Source organism: Mesorhizobium sp. B2-5-13, from assembly GCF_006440535.1.
Classification (GTDB): Bacteria; Pseudomonadota; Alphaproteobacteria; order Rhizobiales; family Rhizobiaceae; genus Mesorhizobium; species Mesorhizobium salmacidum.
Genome location: NZ_VFUI01000011.1, coordinates 18,742 through 39,294, shown reverse-complemented (window position 1 = coordinate 39,294; position 20,553 = coordinate 18,742). Strand labels below are relative to the sequence as shown.

Genomic DNA, 20,553 nt, shown 5'->3' with positions numbered 1-20,553 from the left:
CGGTTCAGGTCGGGTACAAGAGTTCGACGACATGGTCGGCGATCGCCAGGCTCGCCGTCAGGCCGGGGCTCTCGATGCCGAACAGATTGACGATCCGGCCCGCGCCATGATCGGCCGGTCCCTGAATCACGAAGTCCGTGGCGGGCTGTCCGGGGCCCGAAAGCTTCGGCCGGATTCCGGCATAGGCGGGTTGCAGGGCGTCATTGGCCAGGTCGGGCCAATAGCGGCGGATCGCCTTGTAGAAGACGGCGCTTCGGCCGAGGTCGACCGTGTAATCCACGCCGTCGATCCATTCGACGTCGGGGCCAAAGCGCGCGTTGCCGGCGAGGTCGAGCGTCAGGTGGATGCCGAGGCCGCCTTCGACCGGAACCGGATAGATCAGGCGCGAAAACGGCGACCGCCCCGGAAGCGCGAAATAATTGCCGCGCGCCAGCCACTGCCGGGGGACGAGCCTCCTTGGGAAACCGTCGATCCGGCTGGCCACCGCCTGCGCGTCGAGGCCTGTGGCGTTGACGAAAGCGCCGGCCTCCAAGGCGAAGGTCTCGCCGTTGGCATCGCGCGTGTCGATCCGGATCGCGTCGGCTTCGATCGCCGCTCCGGCAACGCAAGTGAGGAACGCAAAGGACGCGCCGGCCGCTTCGGCGTCGCCGCGCAGCGACAACATCAGCGTATGGCTGTCTATGATGCCGGTCGATGGCGACAGCAGCGCGGAGGCACAGGTCAGCGCCGGTTCCAGGCGCTCGGCCTCGCCGCGCGTCAAAAGCTGGAGATCGTCGACCCCGCAGCGCTTCGCATTGGCCTCGATCGCCCGCAACCTGTCCGCCTGGCCGGGCTCGCTGGCGACGATCAGCTTGCCGGCGCGGCGATGGCCGATATCGTGTTCGGCGCAGTAGGCGTAGAGGAGCCGGCGGCCTTCGACGCACAGCCGGGCCTTCAGGCTGCCAGGCGCATAATGCAGCCCGGCATGGATGACTTCCGAATTGCGTGAACTGGTGACCGTACCGATCGCGTCGGCCTTTTCGATCACCACCACCTCGCGGCCCGGCAAGGCAAGCGCCCTGGCAATGGCCAGCCCGACGACGCCTGCTCCGGCGACGACACAATCGATTGTCCGCATGGCCTCGCTCTCAGCGGGGAGCGACAGCCTCGAACACCTTGTCGCCGCCGATCCAGACGCTTCCTATGCCAAGATCGTCCGACAGCGCAACGATGTCCGCCGCCGTGCCCTTGGCGAAGCGGCCAAGCCGGTGCGACTGGTCGATCGCCTGCGCCGGATAGAGCGAGGCCATGCGCAGGGCTTCGGACAGCTCGAGCCCAACGGTGCGGTGCATGAACCGGATTGCAGAGATCATGTCGAGGTCGGCGCCAGCCAGCGTGCCGTCGGCAAGCCTGAGGCTCCCGTCCTTGCGGTAGATGGTGCGGCCGTTGAGCGTGAACGAGCTCATATCGGTGCCGATGGTCGCCATCGCGTCGGTGACCAGCACGATCCTGCCCGGTCCCTGCTTGGCATCGAGCGCGATCCTGATCGTGGCCGGATGGACATGGATGCCGTCGGCGATCAGCCCGGCCGACAAGGTACCGATGTCGATGGCCGCGCCCGCCAGTCCGGGCTCGCGATTGCCGATCTGGCTCATCGCGTTGAAGAGGTGGGTAACGACGCTGGCGCCGGCCTCGGCGAAGGCTTTTGCCGTGGCATGGCCCGTGTCCGAATGGCCGAGGCTGACGATGATCCCGGCCTTGGCCAACGCCCTGACGCGGGCCGCGTCGACGGATTCCGGCGCGATCGTGGTGAGCAGCACCGGCAGCTTCTGGCGTGCCGCGATCAGCATGGCCTGGTCGGCGTCCGTCATCGGCCGGATCAGCGCCGGATCGTGAGCGCCCTTGCGGGCGATCGACAGATGCGGACCTTCCAGATGCAGGCCGAGAAAACCCGGCACCTTCTGCAGCGCTGCCGCTTCGCCGGCGGCGATCGCGGCGGCGGTGATTGCGGGCGTGTCGGTGATCAGCGTCGGCAGCAGCGCCGTCGTGCCGAACGGCGCGTGCGCGCGGCAGATGGTTTCGATCGAGGCGACGTCGGGATGGTCGTTGAGCATCACCCCGCCGCCGCCATTGACCTGGATATCGACAAAGCCCGGCACCAGCATGCCGCCACCGGTGTCGATGGCGCGGATATCCCCGGGAAGGGCGCCTTGCGGCAGCATGGCTTCGACGAGGCCGTTGCGCACGACAAGGGCTGCGCCTTCGTGCCAGTCGTCGCCGTCGAAAATGCGGGCGCCGGTCAGGGCAAAACGATCGCTCATACGGTCTCCGTCACCTTGCGAAGGTTCCGTGGTGCGTCCGGATCGAGGCCGCGATGCCGGGCAAAGGCCTCGACGAACATGTAGAAGGAGACGATCAGCGTCAGCGGATCGGTCAGCGGGTGACCGGTGGCGACATGCGGCAGGCGCGTGGCACGATTGGCGAGTGCCGAGGTGACGAACACCGGCGCGCCCTTGGCCGCCAGGCTGTCGGCGGCTTCGGCGACGGATGGCTCGGACGCGTCGCGCGCGGCCAGCGCCAGCACCGGAAAGTCGGGGCCGATCAGCGCCAGCGGACCGTGCATGACTTCGGCCGCGCTGTAGGCCTCGGCATGTATGCCGCAGGTCTCCTTGAACTTCAGCGCCGCTTCGTTGGCCATTGCCGCCGACGGCCCTCGGCCAAGGATGAACAGCGATTTCTGCTTCTCGATCGTTTCGGCCAGAACGCTCATCCAGTCGCAAGCGATCGCCTTGCCGAAATGCTCGGGCAGGCGGGCAAGTGCCGCGAGAAGCGCTTCGTCGCCGGTCGAATGCGCCATCAGGGCGAGCCCGGCAACGGCGGAGTTGATGAAGGTCTTGGTTGCCGCGACGCTGCGCTCGGGGCCGGCCAGGATGTCGATGGCGAAATCCGAGGCCCGTGCGAGCGGCGAATCAGCGGTGTTGGTTACCGCGATGGTCAGCGCGCCGCCGGCCCGGGCGGTTTCGGCCATGGCGACGATGTCGGGACTCTTGCCCGATTGCGAGATCGCCAGGCAAGCCGAGCCGTCAAGCCGGAGCTTGCGGCCGTAGATCGAGGCGATGGAGGGCCCGACCGAGGCGACGGCAAGGCCCGCGGTCAGCTCGACGGCATATTTCATGAAGGTGGCGGCATGGTCGGACGAGCCACGTGCCACGGTGACGACGAAATGCGGGTCGCGTTCCCTGATGCCGCGCCCGGCTTCGGCCAGCACCGCTCCCGAGCCGTCGAGCAGGCGAGCCACCGCCTGCGGGATCTCCTCGATCTCGCGCTGCATATGAGTGGTGTTGGCAATCATGGTCGGCCCTCTTCGCTTGGCCCTGTCAGCCGCAGCTCGGCGACGAAATCATAGGCGTCGCCCCGGTAGATGGAGCGGGTGAACTCGATCACCTTGCCGCTCGCCAGATAAGAAATACGCTCGATGTGCAGGCCGGCAATGCCTGGCGGCACTTCGAGCAGGCGCGCATCGCCATCGCCGAGATTGGCGGCGGAGATGCGCTGCACGGCGCGCACCGGCCGGTTGCCGGTCAGTTCCAGTGCCGCGTAGAGCGAGGAGCCAATGCCGGCCGGGTCGGGCAGCACGCTGGCCGAGAGCGAGGCGCGTTCGATCGCCAGCGGCGTGTCGTTGGCGATGCGCAGGCGCGCCACGCGTGCCACCAGCTCGTTCGACGACAGGCCGAGCACCATCATCTCGTCGGGCGACGGCGCGTAGAGGCCGCGGTCGAGCCAGGCCGAGCGCACCGCCATGCCGCGCCGCGCCATGTCCTCGGTGAAGGAGGTCAGCCGCGACAGCGACTGCTCGACGCGTTCCATGCGCGGCGCCACGAAGGTGCCGGAGCCGTGCCGCTGCACCAATATGCCGCCCTTGACCAGGTCCTGCACCGCCTTGCGCACGGTGACGCGCGAAATGTCGGCCTTGGTGGCGATGTCGCGCTCGGAAGGCAGCGCGTCGCCCGGGCCGATCAGCCCGCGATTGACGGCGTCCTCGATGCTTTTGCGCAGCTGCAGATAAAGCGGCGCACCGCTTTGCGAGGATTGTTTGAGCGCGGCGAAGATCTGGTCGGCGGCATCGCTCATCGTGCGGCCTCTGTCCTGGCGAACAGACGCGCCGCCATCTGCACCGCACCGCCTAGCGCATCGTCGAGCGGTTCCTTCAGCAGGGCGCGGTAGCGCGCCGACAGGCGCGGCGCGTAGAGCGGTGCCAGTCCGCCGAGCAGGCAGAGCGGCGCTCCGGCCGCGAGCTCGAGCGCGCCGAGCGAGGCCTCGACATCGGCGACCGCCTTGTCGAGGATCCAGTTGGCGACGATGTCGCCTTTTTGCGCGTGTTCGAACACTTTCGGCGCGAAGCCGCCGAAATCGCCTGGTTTGGCGTTGGTGGTGAATTCGACCACGTCCTCGGGATTGTTGCGGAAAACGGCCATCATGCTGTCGGTCAGCGGCGAGGCCTGGCGCACGCCATCATGCGCGAGCAATGTCTGTTCCAGGAGGTCGCGGCCGATGCGGGCGCCGCTGCCCTGGTCGCCGACCTGGAATCCCCAGCCGCCGATGGCACGAGATCTGCCATCCTTGCGCGCCATATAGGCTGTGCCGGTGCCAAGGATCGCCATCGCGCCGTCACCCGAACCGACCGCGCCTTCGAGCGCGATTTCCGCATCGGTCTCGACGCGGCTGGTGCTGAACGGCAGGATCGCCTCGAGCTGCTGCCGGTAGGTGCCGACATTGGCGCCGGCAAGGCCGAGAATGGCCGGTGTTTGCGGGATGAGCTCGGGATCTTGCCCGGCGGCGATAAAAGCCTGCCGCGCCGCATCGACGATGTTCGAACGGGCGCCGGTGAGGTCGGTGCGGATATTGGCGGCGCCGCTTTTGGCGCGGCCGACGACAACGCCCTCCGCTGTAGCCAGTGCGGCCCTGCAGCTGGTGCCGCCGCCATCGATGCCGAGCACGAATTTCACGCGATTTCTCCTCCGGGCGGATAATACCAATAAAATACCAATAGCCAAGGGTTAATTTCCGCTTCAAAAAGATTAAGCCGCATTTGATTGAGAAAACTGGGAAATTCGTCGGCTCAGCGATTTCCTGTCCACGAATTCGTTAATGCGTGTGGACAAGTGGTATTTTTTTGGTATTGTTTTGTGGATTGGAGGAACTGGGATGGCCGAAACGCGCACCGAAGCGCTGCATGGGAATGCCGAGGGGCTGGATATCCAGGCTCCCGAAGCGATCCTCGGCTCGCTGGCCGATGCCCAGGTCGAGGCCGCGAAGGCCGTCCGCAACGCCATTCCCTCCATCGCCAGGGCAGCCGAGATCATTGCCGGCTGCCTGAGCAGCGGCGGCAAGCTTGCCTATGCCGCGGCCGGCAGCTCCGGCCTGATGGCGCTGGCCGACGCGCTGGAACTGCCCGGCACGTTCGGCATCCAGCGCGACCGCATCGCCATTCTGATCGCCGGCGGCGACGAAGCCTTCAGGACACTGGCCGGCGGGCCCGAGGATGATACCGAGGAGGCGTCGACCGCGGTCGCCAATGCCGGCATCGGCGCGGGCGATTGCCTGATCGCTCTTTCCGCCAGCGGCACGACGCCTTATGCGGTGCGCGCTATCGAGGATGCGCGGCGCCGGGGTGCCGCCACCATCGGCATCGCCAACAACAGGGACTCGGCTCTGCTCCGGCAGGCCGACACCGCCATCCTGCTCGAAACACCGCCGGAAGTCATCGCCGGCTCCACCCGCATGGGCGCCGGCACGGCGCAGAAGATCGCTCTCAACATGTTGTCGACGCTCACCGCCATTCATCTTGGCCATGTCCATGACGGCTACATGGTCAACCTCATGGCCGACAACATGAAGCTGCGCGACCGGGCGGCGCGCATCGTTGCCGCCGTCAGCGGCCGCGGCCACGAAGAGGCCGCCAGCCTGCTCGAAAAGAGCGGCGGCGCGGTCAAGACCGCCATTCTGCTCGCCGCCGGCGCCGACAGCGCCGACGCGGCGCAGAAGATACTGGAACGGACGGGCCATAAGCTGCGGCCAGCCCTTTCCGCGATCGAGGGGAACAAGGGCTCCAAAGCCTAGGTTCTCATCAAAACCGAACCTGAAAAAGGTCAACAGGGAGAATGAGCATGACAACGAAACTACTGACGGCACTGCTTCTGGGCACAAGCATTCTCGGCTCGGCCGGATTGGCTCATGCCGAGGACGTAACGCTCAACATCGAAAGCTGGCGCGGCGACGACCTTGCCATCTGGAAGGACAAGCTGATCCCGGCCTTCGAAGCCAAGAACCCCGGCATCAAGGTGGTGTTCGCCCCCTCGGCTCCGACCGAATATGACGCCGCGCTTGGCGCCAAGCTCGCCGCCGGTTCGGCGGGCGACCTGATTACCTGCCGCCCGTTCGACAAATCGCTCGAACTGTTCAAGAAGGGCAACCTTGCCGATCTCTCCGCGCTGCCCGGCATGGAAAACTTCTCGCCCGTCGCCAAGTCCGCCTGGCAGACCGATGACGGCAAGGCGAGCTTCTGCGTGCCGATGGCGTCGGTCATCCACGGCTTCATCTACAACAAGGACGCGTTCGACAAGCTCGGCATCAAGGTGCCGCAGACCCGCGACGAGTTCTTCGCCGCGCTCGACAAGATCAAGGCCGACGGCACCTACATCCCGATGGCGATGGGCACCAAGGACCTCTGGGAAGCCGCGACCATGGGCTACCAGAACATCGGCCCCAACTACTGGAAGGGCGAGGACGGCCGCAAGGCGCTGATCAAGGGCGATCAGAAGCTGACCGACAAGGATTGGGTCGCTCCCTTTGAGGAACTGGCCAAGTGGAAGCCTTATCTCGGCGACGGCTTCGAAGCCCAGACCTATCCGGACAGCCAGAACCTGTTCACGCTCGGCCGCGCCGCCATCTACCCGGCCGGCTCGTGGGAAATCGGCCTGTTCAACACGCAGGCCCAGTTCAAGATGGGCGCCTTCCCGCCGCCGGTCGAGAAGGCCGGCGACACCTGCTACATCTCCGACCATACCGATATCGGCATGGGCTTGAATGCGGCTTCCAAGCATGCGGACGCGGCCAAGACCTTCCTGTCCTGGGTGGCCTCGCCTGACTTCGCCACCATCTACGCCAACGCGCTGCCGGGCTTCTTCAGTCTGAACTCAGCACCGGTGAAGATGCAGGACCCGCTGGCACAGGAATTCGTCTCCTGGCGCGGCAAGTGCAAGTCGACGATCCGCTCGACCTACCAGATCCTGTCGCGCGGCACGCCGAACCTCGAAAACGAGACCTGGGTTGAATCGGCCAACGTCATCAACGGCACCGATACGCCCGAAGCCGCGGCCAAGAAGCTGCAGACCGGCCTCGACAGCTGGTATAAGCCGGCCAAGTAAGAGCTCAGGCAACGGAGCCGGCTGGGCGCGTGCCCGGCCGGTTCCGGATTATCCTGTTCCATATTGCGATTGTCGGCTCTGCCTCACGGCCTTACCCTTGCTCTTGTTGGGGAAGGCTAGCTGATCAGTCGCAGGCCTTGTCTTGCCGCGCCGGGCAAGGTTGGGTCATGCATCGAGGCATCACCTAGCATCACATCGCCTGGAACCGAGAGACGGCGGGGACCGAACTCATGGCCGCACAAACACGACCGAAAAGACCGTTCCGCTGGCATATCGCCGTCTTCCTGGCGCCGGCGGTGCTGGTCTATACGGCAATCATGATCCTGCCGCTGGCCGGCACGCTGCAGCTTTCGCTGTTCCGCAACGTCGACCAGTCCCAGATCTTCGTCGGCCTGGACAATTTCCGCACTTTGTTCGGCGACCCGAACTGGTCGGTGAATTTCTGGAACGCGCTGCGCAACAACGTCTGGTTCTTCATCATCCACATGCTGGTGCAAAACCCGGTCGGCGTGCTTTTGGCCGCGCTCCTGTCCAGCCCGAAGCTCCGGTTCTCGGCCTTCTATCGAACCGCGATCTTCGTGCCGACCATCCTGTCCTTCGTCATCGTCGGCTTCGCCTGGAAGCTGATCCTGTCGCCGCTGTGGGGCGTGGCGCCGCATCTGCTCGACTTCGTCGGCCTGAAGAGCCTGTTCACGCCGTGGCTCGGCAAGGAGCAGTACGCGCTGACCGCGCTCAGCCTGATCTCCGTGTGGCAGTTCATCGGCATCCCGATGATGCTGATCTATGCAGCGCTGCTGTCGATCCCCGAAGAGGTGATCGAGGCCGCCGAATGTGATGGCATCACCGGCCTGTCGCAGTTCTGGAAGATCAAGTTGCCGCTGATCCTGCCCTCGATTGGCATCATCTCGATCCTCACCTTCGTCGGCAATTTCAACGCCTTCGACCTGATCTACACCGCGCAAGGCGCGCTCGCCGGGCCGAACTATTCGACCGATATCCTCGGCACCTTCCTCTACCGCGCCTTCTTCGGCTTCCAGTTGCAGGTCGGCGACCCCAACATGGGCGCGACCATCGCCACGATCATGTTCCTGATCATCCTCGGCGGTGTCTGCGTCTACCTCTTCCTCATCCAGACGCGCCTGCGTCGCTACCAGTTCTGAGGGGCAAGAGATGAGCATCGCCACCCGTTCACTCCCGCGCACCATCGGCGCCCACGCGATTCTGCTGACCTACACGGCTATCGCGCTTTTCCCGGTGGTTCTGGTCATCATGAATTCGTTCAAGTCGCGCGCCGGCATCTTCGGCGCGCCGCTGACGCCGCCGACGCCGAAAACCTTCGACATGATCGGCTACACCACGGTGATCGGCCAGGGTGACTTCATCCATTATTTCCAGAACAGTCTCGTCGTCACCGTCGGCTCGCTGTTCTTCGTGCTGCTGTTCGGCGCCATGGCTGCCTTCGCGCTGTCGGAGTACCGCTTTCGCGGCAACACGCTGATGGGGCTTTACCTGGCGCTCGGCATCATGATCCCGATCCGCCTCGCCACCGTCGCCATCCTGCAATTGATGGTAGCGAGCGGGCTGGTCAACACGCTGACGGCGCTGATCCTGGTCTACACCGCGCAAGGCCTGCCGCTGGCCGTCTTCATCCTGTCCGAATTCATGAAGCAGGTCTCCGACGACCTGAAGAACGCCGGCCGCATCGACGGCCTGTCCGAATACACCATCTTCTTCCGCCTGGTGGTGCCGCTGGTGCGGCCGTCGATGGCGACGGTCGCCGTCTTCACCATGATTCCGATCTGGAACGATCTGTGGTTCCCGCTGATCCTGGCGCCGTCGGAAGAGACCAAGACGGTGACGCTCGGCGCCCAGCTTTTCCTCGGCCAATTCGTCACCAACTGGAACGCCATCCTAGCCGCGCTCTCGCTGGCGATCCTGCCGGTGCTGATCCTCTACGTCATCTTCTCGCGGCAGCTGATCCGCGGCATTACTTCCGGAGCCGTCAAGTGAGTTCAGAATCACCCCTTCGCGTCCCAAATCCCCTCCGAGTAATCGTCGCCGGCCTCGGCAATATGGGCCGCAGCCATGCGCTGGCCTATCACACCAATCCGGGTTTTCAGATCGCGGCGCTGGTCAATCGCTCCGACGTGCCGTTGCCTGGAGGGCTGTCCGGCTATGGCATCAGGCGCTCATTCGACGACGCCCTGCGCGAGGAAAAACCCGACGTCGCCTGCGTCGCCACCTATTCGGACAGCCATGCCGATTATGCGGTAAAGGCGTTCGAGGCCGGCTGCCATGTCTTCGTCGAAAAGCCGCTGGCAACGACGGTGGCGGACGCCAAGCGCGTCGTCGCCGCAGCCAAGGCCAATGGCAAGAAACTGGTGATCGGCTACATCCTGCGCCATCACCCGTCCTGGATCAGGCTGATCGCCGAGGCGCGCAAGCTCGGCGGTCCTTACGTGTTCCGCATGAACCTCAATCAGCAATCCTCGGGGCATACCTGGGAGACGCACAAGCAGTTGATGCGGACGACATCGCCGATCGTCGATTGCGGCGTGCACTATCTCGACGTCATGCTGCAGATCACCGACGCCAAACCGGTCGAGGTGCGTGGCATGGGCGTGCGGCTGACAGACGAGGTGGTGCCCTCCATGTACAATTACGGCCATCTGCAGGTGCTGTTCGATGACGGCTCGGTCGGCTGGTACGAGGCCGGCTGGGGTCCGATGATTTCCGAGACAGCCTTCTTCGTGAAGGATGTCATGTCGCCCAAGGGCTGCGTGTCGATCGTCATGAAGGAGGGCGTGAGGTCCGACGATATCGACACCCACACCAAGACTTCGACCATCCGTCTGCACAGCGCCGCGACCGGGCCGGACGGCAGATTCGCCAAGCCGGACGAGATGCTGTCGATGGAAGGCGAACCCGGTCATCAGGATCTCTGCGATCTCGAACAGGCTTTTGTCCTCAAGGCAATCCGCGAGGACATCGATCTCACCAGACACATGGACGACGCGGTGCGGTCGCTCGCCGTCTGCCTTGCCGCCGACGAGAGCGTGCGCAGCGGCAAGGCGGTGCGACTGTGACCAGGCTGTCGTCGTCAGCGCCCTACGGCGCCCCCCTCTGTCCTACCGGACATCTTCCCCTCAAGGGGGGAGATCGACTGTCTCGGTTGCCTTCGCCAATCACCAACATTGCAAGAAGAAAGCCTGGGTCGATGCTGCCAACCTCCTTCCTTGAGGGGGAGATGGCCGGCAGGCCAGAGGGGGGTGCTTTCGCGCCCACGCATCAATTTGGAGGACTGCCGTGGGCTCGTTGAAGATCGAGAACGTGAAGAAGGCCTTTGGGCCGGTCGAGGTGCTGAAGGGCATCGACCTCGAAGTGACGGACGGCGAGTTCGTTGTCTTTGTCGGGCCTTCGGGCTGCGGCAAGTCGACCTTGCTCCGCGTCATCGCCGGGCTGGAGGATTCGACCTCGGGCCGGGTGCTGATCGATGGCGACGACGTCTCCGTCACGCCGCCGGCAAAACGCGGCATCGCCATGGTGTTCCAGACCTATGCGCTTTATCCGCATCTGACGGTGAAGAACAATATGGGCCTCGGCCTCAAGCAGGCGAACACGCCGGCGGCGGAAATCGATCGCCGCATCGGTGTTGCCTCGTCCATGCTGTCGCTGGAACCTTATCTCGAAAGACGGCCGGCGGAACTCTCCGGCGGCCAGCGCCAGCGCGTCGCCATCGGCCGCGCCGTGGTGCGCGAGCCAAAACTGTTCCTGTTCGACGAGCCCTTGTCGAACCTCGATGCGGCGTTGCGCGTCAACACACGGCTGGAAATAGCGCAGCTGCATCGCCGGCTCAAGGCGACGATGATCTATGTCACCCACGACCAGGTCGAGGCGATGACGCTCGCCGACAAAATCGTTGTGCTCAATGCGGGCCGAATCGAGCAGATCGGCGGCCCGATGGAGCTCTACAATTCGCCGGCAAACGAGTTTGTCGCCGGCTTCATAGGCTCGCCGAAGATGAATTTCGTCGACGGCGCCCGGCTCGGCGAGACAGCCAAGACCATCGGCGTGCGGCCCGAGCACCTGACCGTCGATCCGAAATCCGGCGCCTGGAAGGGCACTGTCGTCCATGCCGAGCATCTCGGCGCCGACACCAATCTTTATCTGGATTGCGAGAAGGCCGGCCTGATCACCGTGCGGATTTTCGGTGTCTACGACGCCGAACCCGGCGCCACGCTTTATACGACGCCCGATCCGGCGAAGACGTATCGGTTTGGGCCGGATGGGAAGGTGCTGAAGTAGGACGCGCCAACGCTTCTTGCCTTCTCCCCTTGTTGTTGTGGGAGAAGGGAAGGGCGCGCTTAAACGTCAGCCCTGAACGTCTGCTTCTGCTGTCCCAGCCCCTCGATACCCAGCTCCACCACATCGCCGGCCTTCAAGAACACTGGCGGCTTCATGCCGAGGCCGACGCCGGGCGGGGTGCCTGTCGAAATAATGTCGCCGGGGTGCAGCGACATGAACTGGCTAAGATAGGAGACGAGATAGGCAACGCCATAGACCATGGTCCTGGTCGAGCCGTTCTGCATCGTCTTGCCGTTGACCGTCAGCCACATTTTAAGGTTGTGCGGGTCGGCCACTTCGTCCTTGGTCACCAGCCACGGGCCGGTCGGGCCGAACGTGTCGCAGCTCTTGCCTTTCGTCCACTGGCCCTGGCGCTCGGCCTGGAAGGCGCGTTCCGACACGTCGTGCGCGACGCAATAGCCAGCGACGTAGTCGAGCGCATCGGCTTCGCTGACATATTTGGCTTTTCTGCCGATAATCACGCCGAGCTCGACTTCCCAGTCGGTCTTCTCGGAACCACGCGGGATCAGCACGTCGTCGTCCGGGCCGACGATGGCCGAGCTTGCCTTCATGAAGATGATCGGCTCAGGCGGCACGGTGGCGCCGGTTTCTGCGGCATGGTCGGAATAGTTGAGGCCGACGCAGATGAACTTGCCGGTGCCGGCAACGCAGGCGCCAAGGCGCGGCTTGCCGGAAACCACCGGCAGCGACTTCGCGTCGAGCTTCGACAGCATATCCAGCGAGGCCGGATGAAGCGTGGTGCCGGCAATATCGGCGACATGGGCGGAGAGATCGCGGATCGTTCCATCCGCATCGAGCAGGCCGGGACGTTCGCTCCCCATCTCGCCATAGCGCAGCAGTTTCATGCATCTTCTCCTGATTGCGGCCTCGTGGCCGTTCTACAAACTCTCCGCCGAGGCATCAGCCCCTCTGGAACCGGGCGGACCGTAGCCACCGGCCTGCTTCACGACAAGCGTGGACAGCGTGTTTTGACAGCCGGCGAGCGGGATTTTCAGACTTCCCGATCCTTCATCAAGTCCGATCGTCCGGTTACCCGCGATTGTCTCCAGACGGCGCTCAGATCGACCAGCCGCCGTCGATATTATAGGCCTGACCCGATGTGTAGGTGGCTCCGGCCAGGTAGACAGCGAGATCGGCGATTTCCTCCGGCGTGCCGAGCCGGCCCATCGGCTGGCGGGCGATGAAGGCGGCGCGGGCGGCGTCGTAATCGCCCTGGGCGTGCATGCGGTCCTGCAGCGACGGGCTTTCGACGGTGCCGGGGCAAATGGCGTTGCAGCGTATGCCCTTGCCGACATAGTCGGCGGCGACCGCCTTGGTCAGGCCGATGACCGCCGCCTTGGTGACGCCATAGGCGAAGCGGTTCGGCACGCCCTTGGTCGAACTCGCGAGCGAAGCCATGTTGATGATCGATCCGTCGCCGCGCTCCAGCATGCCGGGCAGTACCGCCCGGATGGTGCGGATCATGGCGCGTACATTGAGATTGAAGGCGAAATCGAGATCGGTGTCCTTCATCTCCAGGATCGAGCCCGAATGGACGAAACCGGCGCAGTTGAACAGCACATCGACGGCGCCGATCTCGGCAAAGGCGGCATTGACCGCCTCGTCGTTGAGCACGTCGACCTTGCGGGTCTTGATGCCGGAGGCCTTGGCGAGTTCCGCCAGCAGCGTCTCGTTGATGTCGGTGGCATGGACGGTGGCGCCGGCCTTGGCGAAGGCCAGCGCGCTTGCCTTGCCGATGCCTTGCGCCGCCGCCGTGATGACAACGACCTTGCCTGCCAGATTCGCCATATCTTTTCCTCGCCTGCTTGGGTCAATTGCCTTTATCGGCGGCCGGCGAAGGCGTCATGTGCCAGTCAGGCGCGATCGTCCGGCCTATGCCAGTTCACTGATAAAGATGTTTTTTCTCGTTAAAGAACATATGTTCGGGCGTCAAGCCCGAACGCGATCACCAACCGCAAACATCAGTCCCCGTAAGGCACCCAGACATTCTTCACCTCGATGGCGCGGCGCAGCAAGGCATCGCCGGCGGCTTCTTCCGAGGCCCAGTCGAGGCTGCGGCCATTGCCGCTCCAGACGCGCTTGAGGTTGCCGATGGAGGCGGCTTCCGCCTTGGCGCAGGTCTCGGCGTCAGTGAACAGCCAGAGCCCGTCGACGTCGTCGTGCTTGGCCAGCACGCCGGCAAGTTCGGCGCTGCGGCCGGTTACGATGTTGATGGCGCCGGCCGGCACGTCGGAATATTCGATGACCTGATAGAGATCGGTGGCGAGCAGCGGATAGCGCTCGGATGGCACGGCGATCACCGTGTTGCCCATGGCCAGCGCCGGCGCGACCAGCGAGATGAAGCCGAGCAGGGGCTGATTGTCCGGCGCGACGATGCCGACGACACCGACCGGCTCATGCAGCGCCAGCGTCACGGCTCGGGCCGGCGGCTGGTGGACGCGGCCCTCGAACTTGTCGGCGAGGCCGGCATAGAGAAACAGCCGTTCGATCGAGAGCTCCACCTCGTCGCGCGCGGCCTTGGCATTGGCCCCGGTTAGTTCGGTGAGGCGGGCGGCAAACTCGCTTGCGCGGCCGGAAAGGTTCTCGGCCAGGTAATAAAGCACCTGGGACCTGTTATAAGCGGTCGCCTCCGGCCAGCTCTTGCAGGCGCGGGCGGCCGAAACCGCATCGCGGATATCCTTGCGGCTGCCGAGCCCGACTTCGCCGGCGAGTTTGCCCTTGGCCGTCGCGACGGCAATCGAGTAATTGCCGTCGGGGCGCACTTGCTTGCCGCCGATGAACAGCTTTGCCGTGCGGTCGATTGCCACGCCATCGGCCTGCTCGACGGGCTGCGCGGAGGATGTCGCCGGTTTGATGACCGGGCCGAGCGGCAGTTTCGCCGCGAGATATTCGAACATGCCCTCGCGCCCGCCTTCGCGGCCGAAGCCGCTTTCGCGATAGCCGCCGAAGCCGCAGGCGGCGTCGAACATGTTGGTGCCGTTGACCCAGACCACGCCGGCCTTCAGCTGCGGTGCGACATGGAGGGCAAGATTGACGTTCTCGCTCCACACCGAGGCCGCCAGGCCATAGCGCGTGTTGTTGGCGAGCTCGATCGCTTCCTCGGTGTTGCGGAAGGTCATGGTGGCGAGCACAGGCCCGAACACTTCTTCCCGCGCCAGGATATTAGCCGGCGAAACGCCAGTGGCGAGCGTCGGCAGATGATAGTAACCCGACGACGGCAGCGTTGCATCGGGCTGCCAGCAGACGGCGCCCTGCCTGGCGCCCTCGGCGATCAGTCCCTTGACGCGGTCGAGCTGGGTCAGGTCGACCAGCGGGCCGATATCGGTGTTCTTGTCGAGCGGGCTGCCGACACGCAGTCGGCTCATCCTGACCTTGACCTTGGCGATTAAGGCGTCGGCGATGCCTTCCTGCACCAGCAGGCGCGAACCGGCGCAGCAGACCTGGCCCTGATTGAACCAGATGCCGTCGACCAGCCCTTCCACGGCGCTATCGAGATCGGCGTCCTCGAAGACGATGAAGGCCGACTTGCCGCCGAGTTCCAGCGACAGTTTTTTCCCTGACCCCGCCGTGGCCTTGCGGATGATCTTGCCGACCTCGGACGAGCCGGTGAAGGCGATCTTCTGGATGCCGGGGTGATTGACGATCGCAGCACCGGCTTCCGGACCGCCCTGGACTATATTGACGACGCCCTTCGGCACACCGGCGCGTTCGCATATCTCGGCGAACAAGATGGCGGTGAGTGGCGTGAATTCGGCGGGCTTCAGCACCACGGTACAGCCCGCCGCAAGCGCCGGCGCGATCTTCCAGGCCAGCATCAGCAGCGGAAAGTTCCACGGGATGATCTGGCCGACGACGCCGACACCCTTGTGGCCGGGAAAATCCCGGTCCAGCGCCTGCGCCCAGCCGGCATGATGGATGAAATGGCGGATCGCCAGCGGCACGTCGATGTCGCGGCTTTCGCGGATCGGCTTGCCGTTGTCGATTGTCTCCAGCACCGCGAACAGGCGCTGGTGGCGCTGCATGGCGCGGCCGATGGCGTAGAGCGCTTTCGCGCGCTGGTAGCCGGTGCTGGCGCTCCATTTCGGCAGCGCCTTGGCTGCTGCGGAAACCGCGGCGTCAATATCGGCGGCATTGGCGTCGGAGACTTTGGCCAGCAGCTTGCCGGAAGATGGCTCGCTGGTGTCGAAGGTCTTGCCGCCGCTCGCCGCCTTCCAATCGCCGCCGATGAACAGCGCCTTGCCGAAATCGCGCGCCGCGAACCAGGCGTCCGCCTCATTACGAGCTTCCGGCGCCGGGCCGTATTCCATGGCGTGATAGCGTTCGAGAATGTTCATGAAGCGCTCCAGATAGTTGTCAGGGCAGGCGTTGCGTATGGCTCCACGTTCAAAGCCTCGCTTGCCTCAGGCCATCGCGTGGCGATGATTGGCCGAATAATGCCCGGTCAGATGATGCTCGAGCTGGCGCTCGATGTCGGTCAGCAGGCTCGAGGCGCCGAAGCGGAACAGCTCCGGTTCCAGCCACGGCCGGCCGAGCTCCTCCTTCATCAGCACCAGCCAGTCGAGCGACACTTTCGCGGTGGAAATGCCGCCGGCCGGCTTGAAGCCGATGAGATAGCCGGTCTCCTCGAAATAGGCCCTGATGGCGCGCACCATGGCAAGCCCGACGGGCAATGTGGCGTTGACACTTTCCTTGCCGGTCGAGGTCTTGATGAAATCGGCGCCCGCCATCATCGCCACCATCGAGGCAAGCATGACGTTGCGCAGCGTGGCGAGATCGCCGGTTCCCAAAATGACCTTCAGATGCGCGTCACCGCAGGCGGCGCGCATCGAAACGATTTCGTTGTAAAGCTCGCGCCACTTGGCGCCGAACACCAGGCCGCGCGGAATGACGACATCGATCTCGTCGGCTCCGTCCTTCACCGAGGCCTCGATCTCCTGCAGCCGGGTCGACAGCGGCGCCAGACCATGCGGGAACGCGGTGGAGACGGCGGCGACGTGGATGCCGGTGCCGCGCACGGCGTCGACCGCCGTGGCGACGAAGGGATGGTAGACGCAGACGGCGGCCGGCCGGATGGATTCGCCCGCAATGCCGAGGCCTTCCATGATGTCGCGGCGCAGCGGGTTGATCGCCTTGGCACAGAGCCGGCGCACCCGCTCCTCGGTGTCGTTGGAGTTGAGCGTCGTCAGGTCCATGCAGGCGATCGCCCGCAGCAGCCAGGCGGCCTGGTTGTCGGCCTTGATCGAGCGCCGCTTGGTCAGGCTGGCGACGCGGCGCTCCAGCGCCGAGCGGTTGACGCTACGCACCGATTCCAGAAAACCGAGGTCGAGTTTCAGGCCCGGATTGCGCGCGATGTGATGGTCCAGCGGCACCGGCGTATTGGCGGCTGCGCGTGCCGGCAGCGGCGTCACCTTGGTGCCAAGATCGGCTTCGCGGATTGTGCTGCTCATCTCCTGCCCTTTCGTTCAGCGGCGTGCGCTCTTGGTGCGCATCGTTCTCCCAAAACCTAGACACTTTTGGGCGACACGCACGACGATAACCCGCGAAGCCGCGCTTCACGAGTCCTCAGGCGAGGGATAGCTGAAAAAGGCCGCGAAAGCAGCTGATTTTTGACCGGAAGGTCAAAATCAGGTTTCCGGGAGACGCGCTGGTCTCAGCCGACGAAGGCCCGCTCGACGACGAAGCTCGCGGGGTGGCTGAGCGAACCTTCCTGGAAGCCGAGGCTTTCGGCCAGCTCCTTGACGTCCTTCAACATGTGCATCGAGCCGCAGATCATGATGCGGTCGGTCTCGGGATCGAGCTTCTCAATGCCGAGATCACTGTAGAATTTGCCGGAGCCGATCAGCGCGGTGATGCGGCCCATGCATGCCGACTCCTCGCGGGTCGTTGAATTGTACAGCGTGACGCGGCCGGCGGTCAGCTCGCCGATCAGCGGGTCGCTTTCCAGTGCCGCCACCAACTCCTGGCCGTAGATTAGCTCGGCATTGTCGCGGCAGGTGTGGGTCAGGATCAGCTGATCGAATTTCTCGTAGGTGTCGGGGTCGCGCAGCAGGCTGGCAAAGGGCGCGATGCCGGTGCCGGTCGAGATCATGAACAGGCGCTTGGCCGGGGTCAGCGCGTCGACAACCAGCGTGCCGGTCGACTTCTGGCGCATGATGACCGTGTCGCCGACCTGGATCTTCTGCAGTTCCGAGGTCAGCGGGCCGTCCGGCACCTTGATCGAGAAGAATTCCAGCTCTTCGTCCCAGGCCGGGCTGGCGACGGAGTAGGCGCGATATACCGGCTTCTCGGCATTGGGCAGGCCGATCATCACGAACTCGCCCGAGCGGAAGCGCAGCGACTGCGGGCGCGTGATGCGGAACGAGAACAGCCGGTCGGTGTAGTGCTTCACCGAGACGACCGTCTCGGCATAGACATTGGCCGGAATCGGAAACTGCAGCGGGCGGGCTTCAGCGGTATTGAACGCGGGCGTGGTGTTCATCAATTCCAACCTTCTCGCCCAGTTACAGACCCGGGCGCCAAACTTTCCCGTGCGCGCCCGAACCATTCAGGTTCCGGCGTGCCATGCACACTACCGAAGCGGTAAGCTCTTGTGTCCGGAATTTATTAGTATACAAACGATATTTGCGTCAAGATGCCGCCGTAAAACACCTTTCCAAACTGTGGCATATCCGTAGTCCCAGCATTTCGGGTTTCGACAATGAAAGAGAATTTTTCGGTGCAGCCGCCGGATTCCCTGGGCAGCGTCGTCGCCGGTATCGATGTCGGCGGAACTTTCACCGACCTGCTCCTGATCGACGGCAAGGACGGTGGCAAGGTGTATCTGGCCAAGACCCCGACCACGGTCGACAACCAGGCCTTTGGCGTGGTTTCGGCGCTCGGCGCCACCGGCTTTCCGATCGACGGCATCGACCTCATCGTGCATGGCACGACCACCACCACCAATGCGGTGCTGGAGCGCCGGCTGGCCAAAACCGGCATGATCACCACGCGCGGTTTTCGCGACGTGATCGAGCTTGGGCGGCGCACGCGGCCGCAACCCTACGGCATGACGGGCACGTTCGTTCCGGTCATCCCGCGCAATCTGCGCCTGGAGGTGTCCGAACGCGTCGAGGCATCAGGCGCCGTCCGCACGCCGCTTGATGAGGCCGAGATGCGCGAGGCGGTAAAGGCGCTGATCGCGGCCGGCTGCGAATCCCTCGTCATCCATTTTCTGCATTCCTACGCCAACCCGTCGCATGAGCGCCGCGCCGCCGAAATCGCCGCCGAATTCTGGCCGAACGGCTACATCACCACGGGCCACGCGCTGTTGTCCGAAGCGCGCGAATTCGAGCGCGGCGTCACCGCCTCGGTCAACGCCTCGGTGCAGCCGATCCTGGAGCGCTATGTCGAGCGTCTGCGCACGGAATTGGCCGACAAGGGCTATGCCCGCGATTTTCTCATCATGAATGGCAATGGCGGCATGATCTCGGCGCGCTTCGTCACACGTGAATCGGCCAAGACGGTCATGTCGGGCCCCGCCTCCGGCGTCATCGCCGCCGCCTATACGGGCAAGCGCGCCGGCTTCGAAAATCTCGTCACCTACGACATGGGCGGCACCTCGACCGACGTGGCGCTGATCCGCAACGCCGAACCGGCGGTCTCGAACGAGATCGAGATCGAATATGCCATGCCGATCCATGTGCCGATGGTGGCGGTGCACACGGTCGGCGCCGGCGGCGGCTCGATCGCCCGCGTCGACGCGGCCGGCCTAATCCAGGTCGGTCCGGAAAGTGCGGGCGCCAATCCCGGCCCGATCTGCTACGGGCGCGGCGGGACCGAGCCGACGATCACGGACGCCAATCTGGTACTCGGCAGGCTGGCGCCGAAGAAGCTGCTCGCCGTCGACAATCCGGTCACATCAGAGCGCGTCACCGGCATCTTCGAGGACAGGATCGGCAAGGCGACGGGCCTGTCGGGTGTCGAGGCGGCGGGCGCGGTGCTCAGGCTCGGCAATATGAAGATGGCCGGCGCCATCCGCATGGTCTCGGTATCGCGCGGCCATGATCCCCGCGATTTCGCGCTGTTCGCCTTCGGCGGCGCCGGGCCGCTGCATGCGACGGCGCTCGCGCGCGAACTCGGCCTGCCCAAAGTACTGGTGCCAGCGCGTCCCGGCATCACCAATGCGCTCGGCTGCGTCGTCGCCGATCTGCGCCATGACTTCGTCAACACCATCAACCAACCCGTGGCCGTGCTTGATGAAAGCCAGCTCCACCGAGCATTGGAACGGCACCGTAACGAAGGCGAGGCGCTGATTGCCAAGGAAGCGGTGAGGCCGGAAACGATCCGCGTCACCCACTCCACCGACATGCAATTCGTCGGCCAGACCCACATCATCAACGTGCCGTTGCCGTCCTCGTCGGTTACCCGGCACGAATTGCAGTCCCTGTTCGAAAAAGCCTATTTCGCCCGCTTCAAGGTGGAGCTGCCGGAAATCCGCGCCAATCTCGTCAACCTCAACACCTCGGTCACCGGCGTGCGTCCGGCGATCGACTTGTCACGCCTGATCGATCCGGTCGGGCGGGCAAAGACGCTCGATGAGGCGCGGCGCGAGATCAGGCCGGTCTGGTATGGCGGGCGCTGGCATGACACGCCGGTGTATATCAGGGAAAAGCTGCCGCTCGACGCGGTCATCGAAGGCCCGGCGATCCTCGAACAGATGGACGCGACGACCGTGCTCGAACCCGGCGACCGCGCGCGATCGGACGCCGACGGCAACATCATCATCGACATTGGCGAGGCCTGA

The 20,553-nt window shown here is 64.6% G+C and carries 17 protein-coding genes; 7 read left to right on the top strand and 10 right to left on the bottom strand.

What is annotated here, in order from left to right; all coding sequences use genetic code 11:
- Window positions 1-4 precede the first annotated feature (4 nt).
- Genes FJ434_RS18885 through FJ434_RS18865 form a run of 5 tightly spaced genes read right to left on the bottom strand, consistent with a single transcriptional unit; the run spans window position 5 to window position 4,985 of the window.
- Complete coding sequence (locus tag FJ434_RS18885; RefSeq protein ID WP_140750003.1) at window positions 5-1,117, bottom strand: NAD(P)/FAD-dependent oxidoreductase; 1,113 nt, start codon at window positions 1,115-1,117, stop codon at window positions 5-7.
- A gap of 10 nt (window positions 1,118-1,127) precedes the next feature.
- On the bottom strand, window positions 1,128-2,300 hold the full coding sequence (gene nagA, locus FJ434_RS18880; RefSeq protein WP_140715571.1) for an N-acetylglucosamine-6-phosphate deacetylase: 1,173 nt from the start codon (window positions 2,298-2,300) through the stop codon (window positions 1,128-1,130).
- Window positions 2,297-3,331, bottom strand: a complete 1,035-nt coding sequence (locus FJ434_RS18875) for an SIS domain-containing protein (protein WP_140715569.1) — start codon at window positions 3,329-3,331, stop codon at window positions 2,297-2,299. Before FJ434_RS18875 ends, nagA begins: the two co-directional genes overlap by 4 nt.
- A complete protein-coding gene (locus FJ434_RS18870) occupies window positions 3,328-4,110 on the bottom strand; it encodes a GntR family transcriptional regulator (protein ID WP_027142499.1) in 783 nt (260 codons plus the stop codon). The genes FJ434_RS18875 and FJ434_RS18870 overlap by 4 nt, the downstream gene beginning before the upstream one ends.
- A complete protein-coding gene (locus FJ434_RS18865; RefSeq protein ID WP_140750006.1) occupies window positions 4,107-4,985 on the bottom strand; it encodes an N-acetylglucosamine kinase in 879 nt (292 codons plus the stop codon). The genes FJ434_RS18870 and FJ434_RS18865 overlap by 4 nt, the downstream gene beginning before the upstream one ends.
- Before the next feature lie 199 nt (window positions 4,986-5,184).
- On the opposite strand from FJ434_RS18865, the gene FJ434_RS18860 reads away from it, so the two are divergent.
- From FJ434_RS18860 to FJ434_RS18830, 6 genes are all read left to right on the top strand, one after another.
- On the top strand, window positions 5,185-6,099 hold the full coding sequence (locus FJ434_RS18860) for an N-acetylmuramic acid 6-phosphate etherase (protein WP_140715563.1): 915 nt from the start codon (window positions 5,185-5,187) through the stop codon (window positions 6,097-6,099).
- Window positions 6,100-6,146: 47 nt separating this feature from the next.
- The gene (locus FJ434_RS18855; RefSeq protein ID WP_140750009.1) at window positions 6,147-7,406 is read left to right on the top strand and encodes an ABC transporter substrate-binding protein; all 1,260 of its coding nucleotides are present in this window, start codon (window positions 6,147-6,149) and stop codon (window positions 7,404-7,406) included.
- Between the two features lie 230 nt (window positions 7,407-7,636).
- Complete coding sequence (locus FJ434_RS18850) at window positions 7,637-8,566, top strand: sugar ABC transporter permease (RefSeq protein WP_140506933.1); 930 nt, start codon at window positions 7,637-7,639, stop codon at window positions 8,564-8,566.
- 10 nt (window positions 8,567-8,576) lie between these two features.
- A complete protein-coding gene (locus FJ434_RS18845; protein WP_027142496.1) occupies window positions 8,577-9,416 on the top strand; it encodes a carbohydrate ABC transporter permease in 840 nt (279 codons plus the stop codon).
- Window positions 9,413-10,492 (top strand): Gfo/Idh/MocA family oxidoreductase, encoded by a 1,080-nt coding sequence (locus tag FJ434_RS18840; RefSeq protein WP_281406453.1) that lies wholly within the window; start codon window positions 9,413-9,415, stop codon window positions 10,490-10,492. Before FJ434_RS18845 ends, FJ434_RS18840 begins: the two co-directional genes overlap by 4 nt.
- Before the next feature lie 220 nt (window positions 10,493-10,712).
- Window positions 10,713-11,711 (top strand): ABC transporter ATP-binding protein, encoded by a 999-nt coding sequence (locus FJ434_RS18830; protein ID WP_140506929.1) that lies wholly within the window; start codon window positions 10,713-10,715, stop codon window positions 11,709-11,711.
- Window positions 11,712-11,770: 59 nt separating this feature from the next.
- Here the strand turns inward: FJ434_RS18830 and FJ434_RS18825 are convergent, their stop codons facing one another.
- The 5 genes from FJ434_RS18825 to FJ434_RS18805 form a co-directional block, all read right to left on the bottom strand.
- Window positions 11,771-12,616, bottom strand: coding sequence for a fumarylacetoacetate hydrolase family protein (locus FJ434_RS18825; RefSeq protein WP_140506928.1), 846 nt, complete (start codon window positions 12,614-12,616; stop codon window positions 11,771-11,773).
- Between the two features lie 211 nt (window positions 12,617-12,827).
- Entirely contained in the window at window positions 12,828-13,559 is a 732-nt protein-coding gene (locus FJ434_RS18820; protein ID WP_140715555.1) for an SDR family oxidoreductase, read from the bottom strand.
- Window positions 13,560-13,732: 173 nt separating this feature from the next.
- A complete protein-coding gene (locus FJ434_RS18815) occupies window positions 13,733-16,105 on the bottom strand; it encodes an aldehyde dehydrogenase family protein (RefSeq protein WP_140750012.1) in 2,373 nt (790 codons plus the stop codon).
- Between the two features lie 66 nt (window positions 16,106-16,171).
- Entirely contained in the window at window positions 16,172-17,218 is a 1,047-nt protein-coding gene (gene deoC, locus FJ434_RS18810) for a deoxyribose-phosphate aldolase (protein ID WP_140506923.1), read from the bottom strand.
- A 203-nt stretch (window positions 17,219-17,421) separates the two neighbouring features.
- On the bottom strand, window positions 17,422-18,249 hold the full coding sequence (locus FJ434_RS18805) for a ferredoxin--NADP reductase (RefSeq protein WP_140506921.1): 828 nt from the start codon (window positions 18,247-18,249) through the stop codon (window positions 17,422-17,424).
- Between the two features lie 219 nt (window positions 18,250-18,468).
- Here FJ434_RS18805 and FJ434_RS18800 point away from each other — a divergent pair, with 219 nt between their 5' ends.
- Entirely contained in the window at window positions 18,469-20,553 is a 2,085-nt protein-coding gene (locus tag FJ434_RS18800) for a hydantoinase/oxoprolinase family protein (protein WP_140750015.1), read from the top strand.